This window comes from Sphingopyxis sp. GW821-FHT12C06, from assembly GCF_058807415.1.
On sequence record NZ_JBXAQR010000005.1, the window covers coordinates 161,722 to 178,152 of the forward strand.

At 65.0% G+C, this 16,431-nt stretch carries 12 protein-coding genes; 7 read left to right on the top strand and 5 right to left on the bottom strand.

The window, feature by feature from the left end; translation table 11 throughout:
* Positions 1-108: 108 nt before the first annotated feature.
* From AC1RRJ_RS16090 to AC1RRJ_RS16100, 3 genes are read right to left on the bottom strand one after another with little or no spacing between them, the layout of a single operon-like run.
* The gene (locus tag AC1RRJ_RS16090) at positions 109-1,515 is read right to left on the bottom strand and encodes an efflux transporter outer membrane subunit (RefSeq protein ID WP_493124451.1); all 1,407 of its coding nucleotides are present in this window, start codon (positions 1,513-1,515) and stop codon (positions 109-111) included.
* Complete coding sequence (locus tag AC1RRJ_RS16095) at positions 1,512-4,706, bottom strand: efflux RND transporter permease subunit (protein WP_493124453.1); 3,195 nt, start codon at positions 4,704-4,706, stop codon at positions 1,512-1,514. Before AC1RRJ_RS16095 ends, AC1RRJ_RS16090 begins: the two co-directional genes overlap by 4 nt.
* A 6-nt stretch (positions 4,707-4,712) precedes the next feature.
* Entirely contained in the window at positions 4,713-5,894 is a 1,182-nt protein-coding gene (locus AC1RRJ_RS16100; protein WP_493124455.1) for an efflux RND transporter periplasmic adaptor subunit, read from the bottom strand.
* Positions 5,895-6,098: 204 nt separating this feature from the next.
* On the opposite strand from AC1RRJ_RS16100, the gene kduI reads away from it, so the two are divergent.
* Complete coding sequence (kduI, locus tag AC1RRJ_RS16105; protein WP_493124457.1) at positions 6,099-6,935, top strand: 5-dehydro-4-deoxy-D-glucuronate isomerase; 837 nt, start codon at positions 6,099-6,101, stop codon at positions 6,933-6,935.
* A 96-nt stretch (positions 6,936-7,031) separates the two neighbouring features.
* Positions 7,032-7,784, top strand: a complete 753-nt coding sequence (gene kduD, locus AC1RRJ_RS16110; protein WP_493124955.1) for a 2-dehydro-3-deoxy-D-gluconate 5-dehydrogenase KduD — start codon at positions 7,032-7,034, stop codon at positions 7,782-7,784.
* 2 nt (positions 7,785-7,786) lie between these two features.
* Here the strand turns inward: kduD and AC1RRJ_RS16115 are convergent, their stop codons facing one another.
* Positions 7,787-8,830 (bottom strand): LacI family DNA-binding transcriptional regulator, encoded by a 1,044-nt coding sequence (locus AC1RRJ_RS16115; RefSeq protein WP_493124459.1) that lies wholly within the window; start codon positions 8,828-8,830, stop codon positions 7,787-7,789.
* Positions 8,831-9,021: 191 nt separating this feature from the next.
* On the opposite strand from AC1RRJ_RS16115, the gene AC1RRJ_RS16120 reads away from it, so the two are divergent.
* From AC1RRJ_RS16120 to AC1RRJ_RS16135, 4 genes are read left to right on the top strand one after another with little or no spacing between them, the layout of a single operon-like run.
* The gene (locus AC1RRJ_RS16120) at positions 9,022-9,810 is read left to right on the top strand and encodes a 2-keto-4-pentenoate hydratase (protein WP_493124461.1); all 789 of its coding nucleotides are present in this window, start codon (positions 9,022-9,024) and stop codon (positions 9,808-9,810) included.
* Positions 9,811-9,833: 23 nt separating this feature from the next.
* Entirely contained in the window at positions 9,834-11,150 is a 1,317-nt protein-coding gene (locus tag AC1RRJ_RS16125; RefSeq protein WP_493124463.1) for an MFS transporter, read from the top strand.
* Complete coding sequence (uxaC, locus tag AC1RRJ_RS16130) at positions 11,147-12,559, top strand: glucuronate isomerase (protein ID WP_493124465.1); 1,413 nt, start codon at positions 11,147-11,149, stop codon at positions 12,557-12,559. The genes AC1RRJ_RS16125 and uxaC overlap by 4 nt, the downstream gene beginning before the upstream one ends.
* A complete protein-coding gene (locus tag AC1RRJ_RS16135; RefSeq protein ID WP_493124467.1) occupies positions 12,556-13,887 on the top strand; it encodes a mannitol dehydrogenase family protein in 1,332 nt (443 codons plus the stop codon). Before uxaC ends, AC1RRJ_RS16135 begins: the two co-directional genes overlap by 4 nt.
* Here the strand turns inward: AC1RRJ_RS16135 and AC1RRJ_RS16140 are convergent.
* Complete coding sequence (locus AC1RRJ_RS16140; RefSeq protein WP_493124470.1) at positions 13,884-14,771, bottom strand: LysR family transcriptional regulator; 888 nt, start codon at positions 14,769-14,771, stop codon at positions 13,884-13,886. The genes AC1RRJ_RS16135 and AC1RRJ_RS16140 overlap by 4 nt on opposite strands.
* A 98-nt stretch (positions 14,772-14,869) precedes the next feature.
* On the opposite strand from AC1RRJ_RS16140, the gene AC1RRJ_RS16145 reads away from it, so the two are divergent.
* Positions 14,870-16,363 (top strand): CoA-acylating methylmalonate-semialdehyde dehydrogenase, encoded by a 1,494-nt coding sequence (locus tag AC1RRJ_RS16145; RefSeq protein ID WP_493124472.1) that lies wholly within the window; start codon positions 14,870-14,872, stop codon positions 16,361-16,363.
* Positions 16,364-16,431: the final 68 nt, after the last annotated feature.

Consider the following 16,431-nt stretch of genomic DNA (forward strand, 5'->3'; position numbering starts at 1 on the left):
CGCTTGTCAAGAAGAGTCAGGTCAGGTTCGTCATGCCGGACTCGATCCGGCATCTATCGCCGCCGCGCCGCATGGGCCCCGGATCGAGTCCGGGGGTGACGAAGATTATTAGGGCGTCGGTGCCTCCGCCCCCGCGCCGCTATCGCCGCCGAGCGCGCGGAACAGCGCGATCCGCGTCTGGACGAGCAACAGCTGCGTCGCAATCTCGCTGCGCCGCGCGGCATAGAGGCTGCGCTGGGCGTCGAGGCTGGAAAGGAAGCTGTCGACCCCGCCCTTGTAGCGGGCATCGGTGAGCACCGCGGTGTCGGCCGCAGCTTCGCTGTTCGCCGCCGCTGCGCGCGCGCGTTCGGATATCGTGCCCTGCACCGCGAGCGCATCGGCGACTTCGCGAAAGGCGGTCTGGATCGTGCCCTCATAGCCCGCGAGCGCGGCGTCGCGCTGCGCCTCGCTGACCGCAACCCCGGCGCGGCGACCGCCGGCGTCGAAGAGGGTGGCAGTGGCATCGCCGCCAGCCGACCAGTTGAATGCCCCGCCGTCGAACAGTCCGCCGAGCGCGTCGCTGGCGAAGCCGAGCAGCCCGGTCAGCGAGATCGACGGGAACAGCCGCGCGCGCGCGACGCCGATATTCGCATTGGCCGCGCGCAGCCCATATTCGGCCTCGATCACATCGGGGCGGCGGAGCAATATGTCGGAGCGGACCCCGGCAGGAAGCGAAACGATCGCAGGCGTCACTTCGGTGAGTCCGGCGGGGAGCAACGCCCGATCGACATCACCGCCGACGAGCAGGCGGATGAGATTTTCATCCTGTGCGAGCGCGCTTGTCTGCTGCGCGATCGAATCCTCGGCGGTTGCCAATATCTGTTCGGCCTGACGCAGGTCGGTGCGCGGCGCGACGCCGCCGTCGAGCCGGGCGCGGGTCAGCCGGACATTTTCGCGGGCGTTGGCGGCGGTCTGCTGCGCGATGGCGAGCAGGTCGCGGTCGGCGCCATAGCTCGCCCACGCCTGCGCGAGGTCGGCGATCAGCCCGATCCGCACCGTGCGTGACGCGGCCTCTGTGCCCAGCGCGCGATTGCGGTCGGCCTCGGTCGCGTTGGCGAGCTTGCCGAACAGGTCGAGTTCAAAGGCGGTGATGCCGCCGCGCAGCGAGAAATCGCCGCTGCCGCTGCTCGCGCCCGCGCTTTCGCCATAGCCGGCACCCGCGCTGGCGCCAACAATGGGAAATTGTCCCGATCGCGTGACCCGCACCTGCGCGCGCGCCGCCGCGACATTGGCGAAGGCGATACGCAGATCGCGGTTGTTGGCGAGTGCCTGTTCGGTCAGCGCCTGCAGGCGCGGGTCGGTGAAGACCTGTTTGTAGGAGAGGACGGGCAGTGCGGCTTCGCTTTGCAGCAGATAGGCGTCGCCGACCGGCCACGACGCCGCGACCGGCGGAGTCGGCAGCACCGTCTTGGGCGCGAGCGAGCAGCCCGTAAGGATCAGCGGGCCGGCGAACAGCAAGAAGCGAACGGGCATCATGTCAGCGCTTCCCGATCGTCCTGCTTCTTTCCGAACCGGTCGCGCACGGCGGCGAGCCCATCGCGCACGCCGCGGCGGACAAGGACGAAGAAGAGCGGGATGAAGAAGATGGCGAGGAACGCCGCGGTCAGCATGCCGCCGATTACCGATGTGCCGATCGCGACGCGGCTGTTCGCGCCGGCGCCGGTCGCGATGGCGAGCGGCAGCACGCCGAAGATGAAGGCGAAACTCGTCATCAAAATCGGGCGCAGGCGGATGCGTGCGGCGATAATCGCTGCCTCGATGACGCGTTTGCCCTTGCGCTCTTCCTGCTCGGCGAATTCGATCATCAGGATCGCATTTTTCGCCGCGAGCCCCATCGTCGTGAGCAGGCCGATCTGGAGATAGACGTCATTTTCCAGGCCGCGCAGCGTTACGGCAAAGATCGCGCCGATCAGACCAAGAGGAATGACCAGGATCACGGCAAGCGGGATCGACCAGCTTTCGTAAAGCGCCGCTAGGCAGAGGAAGACGACGAGCAGCGAAATCCCGTAGAGCAAGGGTGCCTGCCCAGACGACAGTCGCTCCTGATAGGAGGAACCCGACCAGGCGACGCTGGTGCCGGGAATTTGGGCCGCCAACGCTTCCATTTCATCCATCGCCTGCCCCGAACTGGTGCCGGGAGATGGCTGGCCGGAAATTTCAAAGGCGGACACGCCCTGAAAGCGCGAGGTGGTGGACGGGGTCGTCGACCAGCCGATTTGCGAGAAAGCCGAGAAAGGCGACATGTCCCCCGCCGACGAGCGGACATACCATTGCGCGAGGTCTTCGGGCTTGGCGCGATAGGGGGCGTCACCCTGGACATAGACGCGCTTGACGCGGCCCTTGTCGATGAAGTCGTTGACATATCGCCCGCCCCAGGCGGTCGCGAGCGTGTTGTTTACGTCGCTGTTGCTGAGGCCATAGGCGGTCAGCCGCTGGGTATTGATATCGACCTTCAGTGTCGCGACGTCGGGCAGGTCGCTCAGGCGCACCGACGTCAATCGGGGATTGGCATTGGCCATGGCAAGCAGGCGATCGCGCGCTTCGACAAATTGGTCGCGCGAAAGGCCGCCGCGATTCTGCAATTGCATCGTAAAGCCCGACGTGTCGCCAAGGCCACGCACCGCCCCGGGAACCAGCGCAAAAATCTGGGCGTCGCGGAGGCCGCTGAACGCCTTGCGCGCGCGGTCGACGATGGCGTCGGCGGTATTTTCCTGGCCCGGCCGGTCATCCCAGTGGGTGAGATTGACGAAGCCCTGACCTGTATTCTGCCCCGCCGCTGCTCCGCCGCCGCCGCCGGCGATCAGGAACAGCGCCTGGGCGTTGGCCTTTTCATGGGTCATGAAATAATTTTCGATCGCGTCGCGCACCTCGAGTGTGCGCTCCTGTGTCGCGCCCGCAGGCAAGCGGAACTGGACCTGGACGCGCCCCTGATCCTCATTGGGCAGGAATCCGCTTGGCAGGCGCAGGAAAAGGACGGCGAGCAGAACCAGAATGACGGCATAAATGCCAAGGAAGATCCATTTGCGGTCGACGACCGCGCCGACGCTGCCCACATAGCGGTTCACCATATCGTCGAAGCGCGTGTTGAAGCCGTTCTTCGCGCGTTCCATCAGCGCGCGCGCGCGCGCAAAACGGCCGCCCGGGGGAGGGGCCTCGCCATGCGTCTTCGGCTTGAGCAGGCTGGAAGTCAGTGCAGGGCTCAGGATCAGCGCGACGAGCACGGACAGCGCCATCGCCGAGACAATGGTGATCGAGAACTGCCGATAAATGACCCCGGTCGACCCGCCGAAAAAGGCCATCGGAAGGAACACTGCCGACAGGACGAGTGCGATGGCGATCAGCGCGACCTGCAGTTCCTGCATCGACTGGATCGTCGCTTCGCGCGCCGACATGCCGGGATTTTCCTCCATCAGGCGCTCGACATTCTCGACGACGACGATCGCGTCGTCGACGAGCAGGCCGATCGCGAGCGTCAGGCCGAACAAGGTCAGCGTGTTGATGGTGAAGCCCGCCATATAGAATATGCCGAAGGTGCCGAGCAGGACGACCGGAACCGCGATCGCCGGGATCATCACCGCGCGCCAGCTTTGCAGAAAGACGAACATCACGAGGATGACGAGCAGGATCGCCTCGAACAGCGATTTCTGCACCTCGCTGACCGACAATTTGATGAAGGCGGTCGCGTCATTGGCATAGCTATAGGTCAGGCCGTCGGGGAAGTCGGCCGCGAGTTCCGCCATGCGCGCCTTCACCCGGTCGGCGGTTTCGAGCGCGTCGGACCCCGGTGACAACGAGATCGACATGCCCGCGCCGGGATGGCCGTTGATGCGGCTGACGACGGCATAGCTTTCGGCGCCGATCTCGACGCGCGCCACATCCTTGATCCGCACACTCGACCCGTCGGGGAGCGTCTTGAGGACAATATTCTCGAACTCTTCGACGGTTTGCATCCGCGACTGGGCGGTCACCGTCGCGTTGAGCATCTGGCCTTGCGGCGCCGGCAGGCCGCCGACGTCGCCCGCTGCAACTTCGCTGTTTTGCGCGGTGATCGCTGAAATGACGTCGCTTGGCATCAGCGATACGGCAGCGAGCCGCCGGGGGTTCAGCCAGATGCGCATCGCGTGCGGGGCACCGAAGATATTGACCTCGCCGACCCCCTCGACGCGCGATAGCGGGTCCTGAATATTCGACGCCATATAGTCGGAGACGTCCTGATTTACCCGCGTATTGGTCGAATCATAGACGCCGACGAGCAGCAGCGTATCCGAATTGGACTTGGTGACACGTATGCCCTGTTGCTGGACCTGCTGCGGCAGGCGCGAGATCGCCGCCTGAATCTTGTTCTGGACCTGCACCTGCGCGATGTCGGGATCGGTGCCCTTTTCGAAGATAGCGGTGATGCTCGCCTGTCCGCGCGAGCTCGACTGCGAGCTGAAATAGAGCAGGCCGTCGATCCCGGTCAGCTGCTGCTCGAGGATCTGGGTGACGCTATTTTCGATCGTCTCGGCCGAGGCGCCCGGATAGGAGGCACGGATATTGACCTGCGCCGGAGCGATATCGGGATATTGTTCGACCGGCAGCGAGAAAAGCGCGCCTGCGCCCCCCAGCATGACGATGATGGCGAGGACCCATGCAAAGATCGGCCGGTCAATGAAAAGGCGCGACATTGCGGGCTATTTACCCTTTGCAGTCTGGCCCGCCGGGGGCGGCCCCACGCGTTGCGCGCTGGACGCCGGAACGGGTCGGATCGGGGCGCCCTGCTTCAGATTGGCGAGGCCCTGGGTGATGACATGCTCGCCTGCTTTCAGCCCGCCGGTCACCACCCAATTGGGGCCGACCGTCCGCGCCGCGGTTATCTTGCGCCGCACCGCCTTATTGTCCTTGCCAGCCAGATAGACGAAGGCCGATCCGTCAAAATCGCGCTGCACCGCGGCTTGCGGGATCAGAATCGCGGCGGGATTGACCGCCTGCTCGAACAAGGCCGTGACGAACATGCCGGGCAGCAGCAACCCTTGCGGATTGGGAAAGCGCGCGCGCAGCGTCACGGTGCCGGTGGCTTCGTTGACGGTGATTTCGGAAAACTGGACGGTGCCGGCAAAGCCATAGGCGCTGCCGTCTTCCAGGCGCAGTCGCACCGATGTGCTGCCCGCCGCCGTGCCGCCGCTGGCGATCGCCTGGCGCAGAGCGGTGAGTTCGGCGCTCGATTGCTGCATATCGACGTACATCGGATCGGTCTGCTGGATCACCGCGAGCGGGGTCGCCTGACTGGCGCTGACGAGCGCACCGGGGGTGGCGAGCGAGCGGCCGATGCGTCCGCTGATCGGTGCCGAGAGGGTGGTGTAACGCAGGTTGATGCGCGCGGTTTCGAGCGCGGCAGCATTTTGCGCGACCGCGGCGCGTGCGACGCGGGCTTGCGCCAGCGCATCGGTATAATCCTGCTCGGCGATCGCTTGCATCTTGGCGAGCGGCGCGAAGCGGCGTGCCTTTTCCTCGGCGGCCTGCGCGCTGGCGCGGGCGCTCGCGAGGTTCGCCGATGCCTGATCGACCGTCGCCTGATAGAGGCTGGCGTCGATCTGGTACAGCGGCTGGCCGGCGCGGACGAAGCCGCCTTCGGTGAACAGGCGGCGGCGGATCAGGCCGCTGACCTGCGGCCGGATCTCGCTGGTTTCAAAGGCGACGGTGCGCGCGCCGAGTTCGGTGGTGATCGGCACCACCCCGACCGCGGCGACGACATAGCCGACCTGTGGAGGACCACGATCGCGGCCACCTTGGTCATCCTTGTTCGCGCAGGCGCCGAGCGCCAGCGTTGCAGCGCACAGGGCTCCGGTCAGCCACAGCGACCTTTTTTCCAGCATAGTCGATATTCTCGTGTCGCTCCGCCGGGGGATGGGCGGAATGGCGCCTATTCAACCGATTGATATGCCGCATGCAAGCGCAATGCACCGCTTGCGACAAATTACGACAAATTTGCCCCTTCTTCGCCATTCCGATCGATTGACACCGGTTACCATTGGCGCTAGCCGAAGATTCTGCAAAAAGTCTATCGCGAGGATGCCGCCATGTTTGCCAAAACCTATCACGCCACCCACCCCGAGATGATGGAATGCGCCCCCAATGACGCGCTGCGTGACCGCTATCTGGTGACGGGTATGTTCGCGGACGGGCAGATCACGCTCAACTATTCGCACAATGAACGCTTCGTGATCGGCGGCGCGGTGCCGATGGGCGCGGCGCTGAAACTGCCCGAACAGAGCGTCCCGGCTTCGGCCGCGGGCCACCCCTTCCTCGAACGCCGCGAGTTGGCGGCGGTCAACATCGGCGGTCCCGGCGCGATCAGCGTCGACGGCGAGCGTTTCGAGATGAAGAACAAGGAATGCCTCTACATCCCGATGGGATCGAGTGAGGTGCTGTTCGAAGGCGACGGTGCGCGCTTCTATCTGGCATCACTTCCCGCGCACAAAGCCTGCCCGATCAAGCATATCACGCTCGATCAGGCGAACCCGCTCGCGCGCGGCGACCTTGCCAATTCGAACCAGCGGACGATCTATCAGCTCGTCATTCCCGGCGTGTGCGAAAGCGCGCAATTGCTGCTCGGGCTGACGGTGCTCGAAGAAGGCAGTGTGTGGAACACGATGCCGCCGCATCTCCATGACCGGCGCAGCGAGATTTACCTCTATTTCGAACTTCCCGAAGAGAATGACCGCATCTTCCACTATATGGGCGAGCCCGACAGCATGCGGCACATCGTGATCGCGAATGAGGAAGCGGTGATCAGTCCGCCCTGGTCGATCCACATGGGGTCGGGAACCAAGAAATATGCCTTCATCTGGGCGATGGGCGGCGAAAATCTCGACTATACCGACATGAACGTCCTCGACATCTGCCAGTTGAAGTAAGCCATTCCTCGTCACCCCGGACTTGATCCGGGGTCTGCTATGCGACGAGGCGGGAATGGATGCCGGATCAAGTCCCGCATGAAGAAGGGCAAGAGGATGAAGATGTTCGACCTGACAGGAAAAGTCGCGCTGGTCACCGGCGCCAACACCGGCATCGGGCAGGGGATCGCGCTCGCGCTCGCCGGAGCCGGGGCGGATATCGCCGCCGCCGGGCGTTCGGCTGCTGATGACACCGTCGGCAAGGTCCGGACCCTCGGCCGCCGGGCAGAAAATTTCGCCGCCGACCTGTCGAGCGTCGGTGCGGTCCAGCCGCTCGTCGATGCCGTGCTGGCGGAATATGGTCGCATCGACATCCTGGTCAACAATGCCGGCATCATCCGCCGCGCCGACGCGGTCGACTTCACCGAGGCCGATTGGGACGCGGTGATGGATACCAATCTCAAGACGCTCTTCTTCCTTTGCCAGAGCGTGGGTCGCCACATGATCGGGCGCGGTTCGGGCAAGATCATCAACATCGCCTCGATGCTGACCTTTCAGGGCGGCATCCGTGTGCCAAGCTACACCGCGTCCAAATCGGGCGTCGGTGGGCTCACCAAGCTGCTCGCCAATGAATGGGCGGCGAAGGGTATCAATGTGAATGCGATCGCGCCCGGCTATATCGCGACGAACAACACCGCGGCGCTGCAGGGCGACGAGACGCGCAACCGCCAGATCGTCGAACGTATTCCCGCGGGGCGCTGGGGCGACCCCGCCGACATCGGCGGCGCGGCGGTGTTCCTGGCGTCACCGGCATCGGACTATGTCCAGGGCCATATCCTCGCCGTCGACGGCGGCTGGCTGGCGCGCTGAATTTAACGGCCCGGGGGTGCGACCGACTGGCGCTCGATGAAGGTCGAGACGAGCGCGGCGGGATCTTCTTCCTCGACGGCTTTTCCGGCGGGGCCCAAAAAGTCGGGCACGAGAAGCTGCGCGGCGCGCACCCCCATCTCGCGGATCGGCCAGCGCACCGTGCTCAGCGCGGGCCAGATATGCGTCGCAGTCGGCGAATCGTCGAAGCCGATGATCGACAGCTGGCCGGGCACGGCAATGCCCTTTTCATGCGCGACGCGCATCACGCCGGCGGCCATTTCGTCGTTCGAGCAGAAGATTGCGGTCGGCGGTTTGGCGAGCGACAGCAATTTTTCGCCCGCTTCGACCCCCGCGGCATAGCGGTAATTGCCCGGCGCATAATATTCGTCGGCGAGCGTCAGCCCGGCTTCGGCGAGGGCTTCGTGGAAACCCTTTTCGCGTTCGGCGGCCGAGCGGAAACCTGCCGGGCCGCGAACGAAACCGATGTCGCGATGCCCGAGCGCGATCAGCTTGCGGCACACCTCGACGACGACGTCATGGTCGTTCGACGAGATGCAATGCTGCGCATCGTCGAGCGGCGCCGACCCGATGCGGACATAGCGCACCCCGAGCTGGTCGCAGAGCGCGGCGAGATCGTCATTCTCCGAAATCGGCGGCAACAGCATCGCGCCGATCGGGCGCTGTTTTTCCAGAAAGGTGCGGACATCGTCGAGCATCTGGTCCGACCCGCGATCGACCGGGCGGACGAGCAGCGCAAGGTCGCTGTCCTTGATCGCGTCGAGTACGCCCTGCTGAAAATTGAGCACGGTCTGCGCGTTCGGATTGTCGTGGAGCAGCGCGATCAGGAAGTTGCGACGAAAGGCGAGCGCGCGCGCCTGCGGGTTGGGGACGAAACCCAGCGTCTCGATCGCTTCCTGCACCGCTGTGCGCGTCTTTTCGCTGATGAATTCGGACCGGTTGATGACCCGGCTGACCGTCTTTTTCGATACGCCCGCCAGCGCCGCCACATCGTTGATCGTCGGCTGCTTCGCCGCGGGCCCCGTCATCTGTGCCGCCATAAACTCCAGCTTTCCCCTGCAAGCCATATGCTTCGGGCGCGATGTCCCGACCATGTCGGTCCCGCTCTTGTCCTGATGGGCGTTCGGGCCAGCAAAATCAACCGTATCGAGAGCTATTTGCTTGCTTTTGACACCGGTGTCTTTTAGGTCCGTCGCCGGACGAGGAAAAAGGCATACAAATGGCAGCGACCATCGATCAGCAAAATGTCGCCAAAGCGTTTCTCGCCGCGCGCGCCGAAAAGACACCGCTTACCCAGTATCCGGGCGCGGTGCCGCCAACCATGGCTGAGGCCTATGCGATTCAGGACGCCGCAATCGGGCTCGACGGCCGGCGTGTCGGCGGCTGGAAGGTCGGCCGCATCGCCCCCGACCTCGTCGATCATTATGGCGGCAATCGCCTGACCGGTCCGATTTTCACGGATGAAATCGTCGATGCGGCCGTCGACGAAATGCCGGCGATGCCCGTCTATGGCCAGGGCTTCGCCGCCGCCGAAGCCGAAATCCTGCTCTGCTTCGGCACGGTCTGCGACCGCAATTATGATCTCGATAGCGTGCGCGACGCGATTGCCGAGGTACGCACGGGGATCGAGATCGCCAGTTCACCCTTCGCCGAAATCAATCGCCACGGCCCCGCGGTGACCGCGTCCGACTATGGCAACAACAAGGGGCTGGTGTTGGGCCCTGCCGTTCCCGGCTGGCGGAGCGCCGACCTCATCCGCATGCCGGTCGAATTTGCGATCGACGGGACGAGCGTCGGCGCGGCGACGATGGAGACGATGCTCGACGGGCCTTTCGGGTCGGCGCTGTTCCTGATCGGCATCCTGCGCGCGCGCGGTATCGCGATCACCCCCGGGACCTGGGTGTCGGCGGGCGCGATTACCGGCGTCCATGAAATTCGTCCCGGCCAGCGCGCGGAGGCGCTGTTCGACGGCCGCTTCCGGGTTGGATGCACGGTGACAAACCTCTAAAAACCATAATCAGGGAGAGACATATGGCGCAGGCAATCACAGCAAGTGGGGCGGCGCCACCGACGCCCCGTGCCGGCCATTATCGATGGTTGATCGTCGCGCTGCTCTTCGTCGCGACGACGGTCAATTATATCGACCGCACGATGCTCGGCCTGCTCGCCCCCGTCCTCGGCGACGAAATGCGGTGGAGCGAGAATGACTATGGCAACATCGTCACCGCCTTTCAGGCCGCCTATGCCTTTGGCTTCCTGATCATGGGCTGGCTGATCGACCGCTTTGGGCCGAAGATCGGTTACAGCATCGCGATCAGCATCTGGACGATCGGCCATATCGCGCATGGTTTCGCCGGCTCGATCGCCTCCTTCATGGCGGCGCGCGTCATCCTTGGCGTCGGCGAGGCGGGGCATTTTCCGTCGGTCGTGCGCGCGTCGAGCGAGTGGTTTCCGCAAAAGGAGCGCGCGTTCGCGATCGGCTGGGTTAACAGCGCGACGACGATCGGGGTCATCCTGACCGCGCCGACGATCTGGCTGTTTATGACCTGGGCGGGTTTCGACTGGCGCCAGACCTTCCTCTACACCGGCGCTTTCGGCGCCATCCTGCTCATCCTGTGGTTATGGCTCTACAGCAACCCGCGCGAAAGCGGGAAGGTCAGCGCGGGCGAACTCGCGTGGATCGAGCATGACCCGCCCGAAAAGGTCGAGCGCATCGGCTGGGCCAAAATCGTCACCAAGCGCGAAGCATGGGCGTTCGCGATCGCCAAATTCCTGACCGATCCGGTGTGGTTCCTGATGCTCTTCTGGCTGCCCAAATATTTCGCCAGCACCTATGACGTCGACCTCAAAATCGTGCTGCTGCCGATGATCGCCATGTATCTTCTGTCCGACGTCGGCAGTATTGCGGGCGGTTGGCTGTCGTCGAAACTGATCCAGCGCGGCCACACCGCCAATTATGCGCGCAAGCTGACGATGCTGATCGCGGGCTGCTGTGTGCTGCCGCTGCTGTTCGTCACCGGCGTCGAGAATATGTGGCTCGCCGTCGTGCTGATCGGCATCGCGCTCGCCGGGCATCAGGCCTTTTCGTCGAATCTGCTGTCGATCCCGCCCGACATGTTTCCGAAACGCGCGGTCGGATCGGTGATCGGGCTCGGCGGCTTTATGGGCGGCATCGGCGGGATGATCATGGCGAAATCGACCGGGGTGGTGCTCGATGCGACCGCAGGCAATTATACGGTGATCTTCGCGATCTGCACGACCGTCTATTTCCTTGCCGTACTCGCGATCCATTGGCTCAGCCCGCGGCTCGCGCCGGTCACGGTCGAGAATGGAGTCGCCCCGGCATGACGCGTCCGCTCACCCTGCACCCCGACCGGCTGTTCCCGTCCGATCCGGCGCAGCGCGCCATCGCGCGCCGCCTCTATGCCGGGGTTGCGGGCCTGCCGATCATCAGCCCGCACGGGCACACCGATCCGGCATGGTTCGCGGGCAATGCGTCCTTCGGCAATGCCGCCGAGCTGCTGCTCCATCCCGATCATTATGTCTTCCGCATGCTCTATTCGCAGGGCGTGCCATTGGACGCCCTTGGCATCGGCAACCCTGATGCCGACCCCCGGACAAGCTGGCGGCTGTTTGCCGAGCGCTATCATTTGTTTCGCGGCACCCCGACGCGGATGTGGATGGACTGGGTTTTCGCCGAAGCCTTCGGGATCGACGTGCAGTTCGAGGCGGCGACGTCGGACTATTATTACGACCTGATCACTGACAAGCTCGCGACCGATGCGTTCCGTCCGCGCGCTTTGTTCGACCGCTTCGGGATTGAGGTGATCGCGACGACCGAAAGCCCGCTCGATACGCTGGGTCATCATGGCGTGATCCGCACCGCCAACCAAAGCGGCGAATGGGCGGGGCGGGTGATCACCGCCTATCGCCCCGATCCGGTTGTCGATCCCGAATATGAAGGTTTCCGCGATAACCTCGCGCGCTTCTCCGAAATCTCGGGCGAGGATGCTTTCTCCTATGCGGGCTATCTCGCCGCGCACCGGGCGCGCCGCGCTTTCTTCGCCGAAATGGGCGCAACTTCGACTGACCATGGTCACCCGACCGCCGCCACCGCCGATCTCACGCCCGCCGAGGCGGAATCCTTGTTCGCACGCGTGACCGGCGAGCATGTCAGCGCCGCGGACGCCGAGCTTTTCCGCGCGCATATGCTGACCGTGATGGCGGGGATGAGCCTCGACGACGGGCTGGTGATGCAGATTCACCCCGGCAGTTTCCGCAACCATAACAACTGGCTGTTCGACCAATATGGCCGCGACAAGGGCGCCGATATCCCGATGGCGACCGACTATGTCCATGCGCTGCGCCCGCTGCTTTCGCGCTACGGCAATGAAGCGGGGTTGACGGTCATCCTCTTCACCCTCGACGAGACGAGCTACGCGCGCGAGCTGGCGCCGCTCGCGGGCCATTATCCGGCGCTGAAGCTCGGCCCCGCTTGGTGGTTTCACGACAGCCCCGAGGGGATGCGTCGCTTCCGCAACCAGACGACCGAGACCGCGGGCTTCTACAACAGCGTCGGTTTCAACGACGACACCCGCGCCTTCCTGTCGATCCCGGCGCGCCACGATGTCGCGCGGCGGATCGACTGCGGCTTTCTTGCGCAGCTTGTCGCCGAGCACCGGCTGGAGGAACGGGAGGCGACCGACCTCGCGGCCGACCTCAGCTATCATCTCGCCAAGGCGGCGTACAAGCTGTGAGGCTGTCGCCCGAAACATCGCTTCCTTCGTCGGTGCGGCAACCGGTTTACGACCGCAGCGCGCAGGCGGCGGGGATCGTGCATATCGGCATTGGCGCCTTCCACCGCGGGCATCAGGCGGTCTACACCGACGATGCGATGAACGCGGGCGACCGCGATTGGGGCATCATCGGTGTGTCGCTGCGTTCGGGCGATGTCGCGGCGCAGCTGAACCCGCAAGCCGGACTCTATACGGTTGATAGCCGCAGCGTCGAAGGCAGCGCCTTGCGGCTGGTCGGCGCGGTGCAGCGCGTGCTCGTCGCGTCCGAAAGCCCCGATGCGGTCATCGCCGCGATTGCCGCGCCGACGACGCATATCGTGAGTTTCACGGTCACCGAGAAAGGCTATTTGCGCCGCCCCGACGGGGGCCTCGACATCGACGCGGCGGCGGGGCCGTCCAGTCTCTATCGCTATGTCGCGGCTGGGCTGGCGGCGCGGAGGGCGGCCGGACTGTCCGGTCTCACCCTGCTCAGCTGCGACAATCTGGCGGACAATGGCGGCGTGCTGCGCGGGCTGATGCGCGACTATCTCGCTGCCCGTCACCCCGATCTGCTGCTTTGGTTCGATACCGAATGCCGCTGCCCCGCGACGATGATCGACCGGATCGTTCCCAGGGCCACCGACGCCGACCGCGCGGCGGTCGAGGCGATGCTCGGCGTCCGCGATGAAGGCGCGGTGGTCACCGAAGGCTTCAGCCAATGGGTGATCGCGGCTGATTTCGCCGGGCCGCGCCCACGCTGGGAGGCGGTCGGGGCGCAGCTTGTCGCCGATGTCGCTCCCTATGAAACCGCGAAGCTCCGCATGCTCAACGGCGCCCATTCGGCGCTCGCCTATATCGGCCTCGGGCGCGGGCACGAATTTGTTCATCAAGCGATCGCCGACCCGGCAATCCGGCCCGTCATAGAACGGCTGATGCGTGACGAAGCCGCGCCGACGATCGACGCCGCACCAGGGCAGGACCTCAATTCCTACGCCGATGCACTGCTCGCGCGTTTCGCCAATCCGGCGTTGAACCACCGGCTGATCCAGATCGCGATGGACGGCAGCCAGAAGATCCCGCCGCGCTGGCTTGAAACGCTGGCGTGGCATCAGCGGCGCGGACAGCGCTGCCCCGCGCTCGAACAGGCGATCGCGGCTTGGATCGCCTTTCTGCGCAGCGGTGAGCCGATCGATGACCCGCTCGCAGGCAAGCTGTGCGAAGCGGTGACGGGCGCCGATGCGGCCGAACGGCTATTCGGTGCGGACGGGTTGCTGCCATCCGTATGGCGGCCCGATGATGGGGTGCTTTAGGCCGGGACGAACAATCCCCGGCTCTCGCGGACCTCGGCATCGAGCCAGTCGATGAAGGCGCGGATTCGTGGTTGCGGTGCGACGTCGCGGTGGAGTGCGAGCCAGAAGCTGCGGCCGATGGTCTGGTCGGGGCGTACGCGCACCAGCGTCGGATCGCCCGCGGCGAGGAAGCAGGGGAGGACGCCGACCCCTGCGCCGCCCGCGATCATCCGCCGCTGCGCGAGGATGCTCGACGACCGCACTCCGGCGCGCAGCCCCGGTTCGATCTCGCCCAGATAGTCGAGCTCGGGCGCATAGAGAATGTCGGGGACATAGCCGATCACCGGAATGCCCGCGCGCGACAGCGGTGCTTCGGCCGCCGCCGCCCGCCAGTCGTGCCGGTCGGCGGGCGCATAAAGCCCAAGGCTGTAATCGGACAATTTGCGCGTGATCAGCGGGCCTTTGCGCGGCCGCGCCAGCAGCACCGCCATATCGGCTTCGCGCCGCGACGGGTTCAGAAAACCGCTCGATGCGACCAGATCGATCTCGAGCTCGGGGTGCGCAGCGGTGAAGCCGCCCAGCCGCGGCGCGATGAAGCTGCCGCCAAAGCCTTCAGAGACGCTGACGCGGAGCTGCCCCGACAGCGCCGACCCGCCTTCGCGCACCATATGAATGCGCGCCGCCGCCGCCGCCATCGCCTCGGCGTGCGGGACAAGCGCGCGGCCCGCCGCGGTCAGCACAAAGCCCCCCGGTGCGCGTTCGAACAAGGTTTGTTCGAATGCGGCTTCGAGCGCGCTCACGCGGCGGCTGACCGTCGTCGCGTCGACATGCAGCGCCTGCCCGGCGCGCGCGAGGGTGCCGTGGCGCGCGACCATCAGGAAATATTGCAGCTTGTCCCAATCCATATGCTGCAAATATGCAGCTATGTCCTGCAAGTCTATCCCTTGCAATCGGATGCGGCTTGGTCTCAACCGGCCGCAATTATTCACGGGAGACTCGACGGATGCGACAGATTGATCACCACATCGTTGGCGGCGCCGGCGGCAAAGGTCGCCTCAGCGACATATTCGACCCCAATAATGGCGGCGTTCAGGCGCAGGTTGCGCTCGGCGATCGCGCGCTGCTCGACCGCGCGGTCGCGGCGGCGAAGGCGGCGCAGCCCGCATGGGCGGCGACGAACCCGCAGCGCCGCGCGCGCGTGATGTTCGAATATAAGCGCCTCGTAGAAGCCAATATGAACGAGCTCGCCGAAATGCTGTCGGCCGAACATGGCAAGGTGATTGCCGATTCAAAGGGCGATATTCAGCGCGGGCTCGAAGTCATCGAATTCTGCTGCGGCATGCCGCATGTGCTCAAGGGCGAATATACGCAGGGCGCGGGCCCCGGCATCGACGTCTATTCGATGCGCCAGCCGATCGGCATCGGCGCCGGCATCACCCCGTTCAACTTCCCCGCGATGATCCCGCTGTGGATGGGCGGCGTCGCGACCGCGGTCGGCAACGCCTTCATCCTCAAGCCCAGCGAGCGCGACCCCTCGGTGCCGGTGCGGCTCGGCGAACTCTTCCTCGAAGCCGGAATGCCCGAGGGGATTTTCCAGGTCGTGCACGGCGACAAGGAAATGGTCGACGCGATCCTCGATCACCCCGATATCGGCGCGGTCAGCTTCGTCGGCTCGTCGGACATCGCCCATTATGTCTACAATCGCGGCGTCGCCAACGGCAAGCGCGTCCAGGCGATGGGCGGCGCGAAAAATCATGGCATCGTCATGCCCGACGCCGATCTCGATCAGGTCGTCAATGATCTCACCGGCGCGGCCTTCGGCTCGGCGGGCGAGCGCTGCATGGCGTTGCCAGTTGTCGTTCCCGTCGGCGAGGACACCGCCAACCGCCTGCGCGCCAAGCTGATCCCGGCGATCGAAGCGCTGCGCGTCGGCCTATCGACCGATGCCGAAGCGCATTACGGCCCGGTGGTGACGCAGGCGCATAAGGAAAAGGTCGAAGGCTGGATCCGGAAATGCGCCGACGAGGGCGCCGAGCTCGTCGTCGACGGCCGCGGCTTCACGCTGCAGGGGCATGAAAAGGGCTTCTTCGTCGGCCCGACCCTGTTCGATCACGTCACCCCCGACATGGAAAGCTACAAGGAAGAAATCTTCGGCCCGGTGCTGCAGATCGTTCGCGCCGCCGATTTCGAAACCGCGCTCGAACTGCCCAGCAAGCATCAATACGGCAATGGTGTCGCGATCTTCACCCGCAACGGCCACGCCGCGCGCGAATTCGCGGCTCGGGTCAATGTCGGGATGGTCGGGATCAATGTCCCGATCCCGGTTCCGGTCGCCTATCACACCTTCGGCGGCTGGAAGCGCTCGGCGTTCGGCGACACCAATCAGCACGGCATGGAAGGCGTCAAATTCTGGACCAAGGTCAAGACCGTCACCGCGCGCTGGCCCGACGGATCGCTCGACGGCGGCAACGCCTTCGTCATCCCCACGATGGGCTGACGCCGCCTTGCTGCGGCGGCCGCTTCTGCCACTGCTACCGGTTCGGGTCGCTGACGATCGCGGGGCGA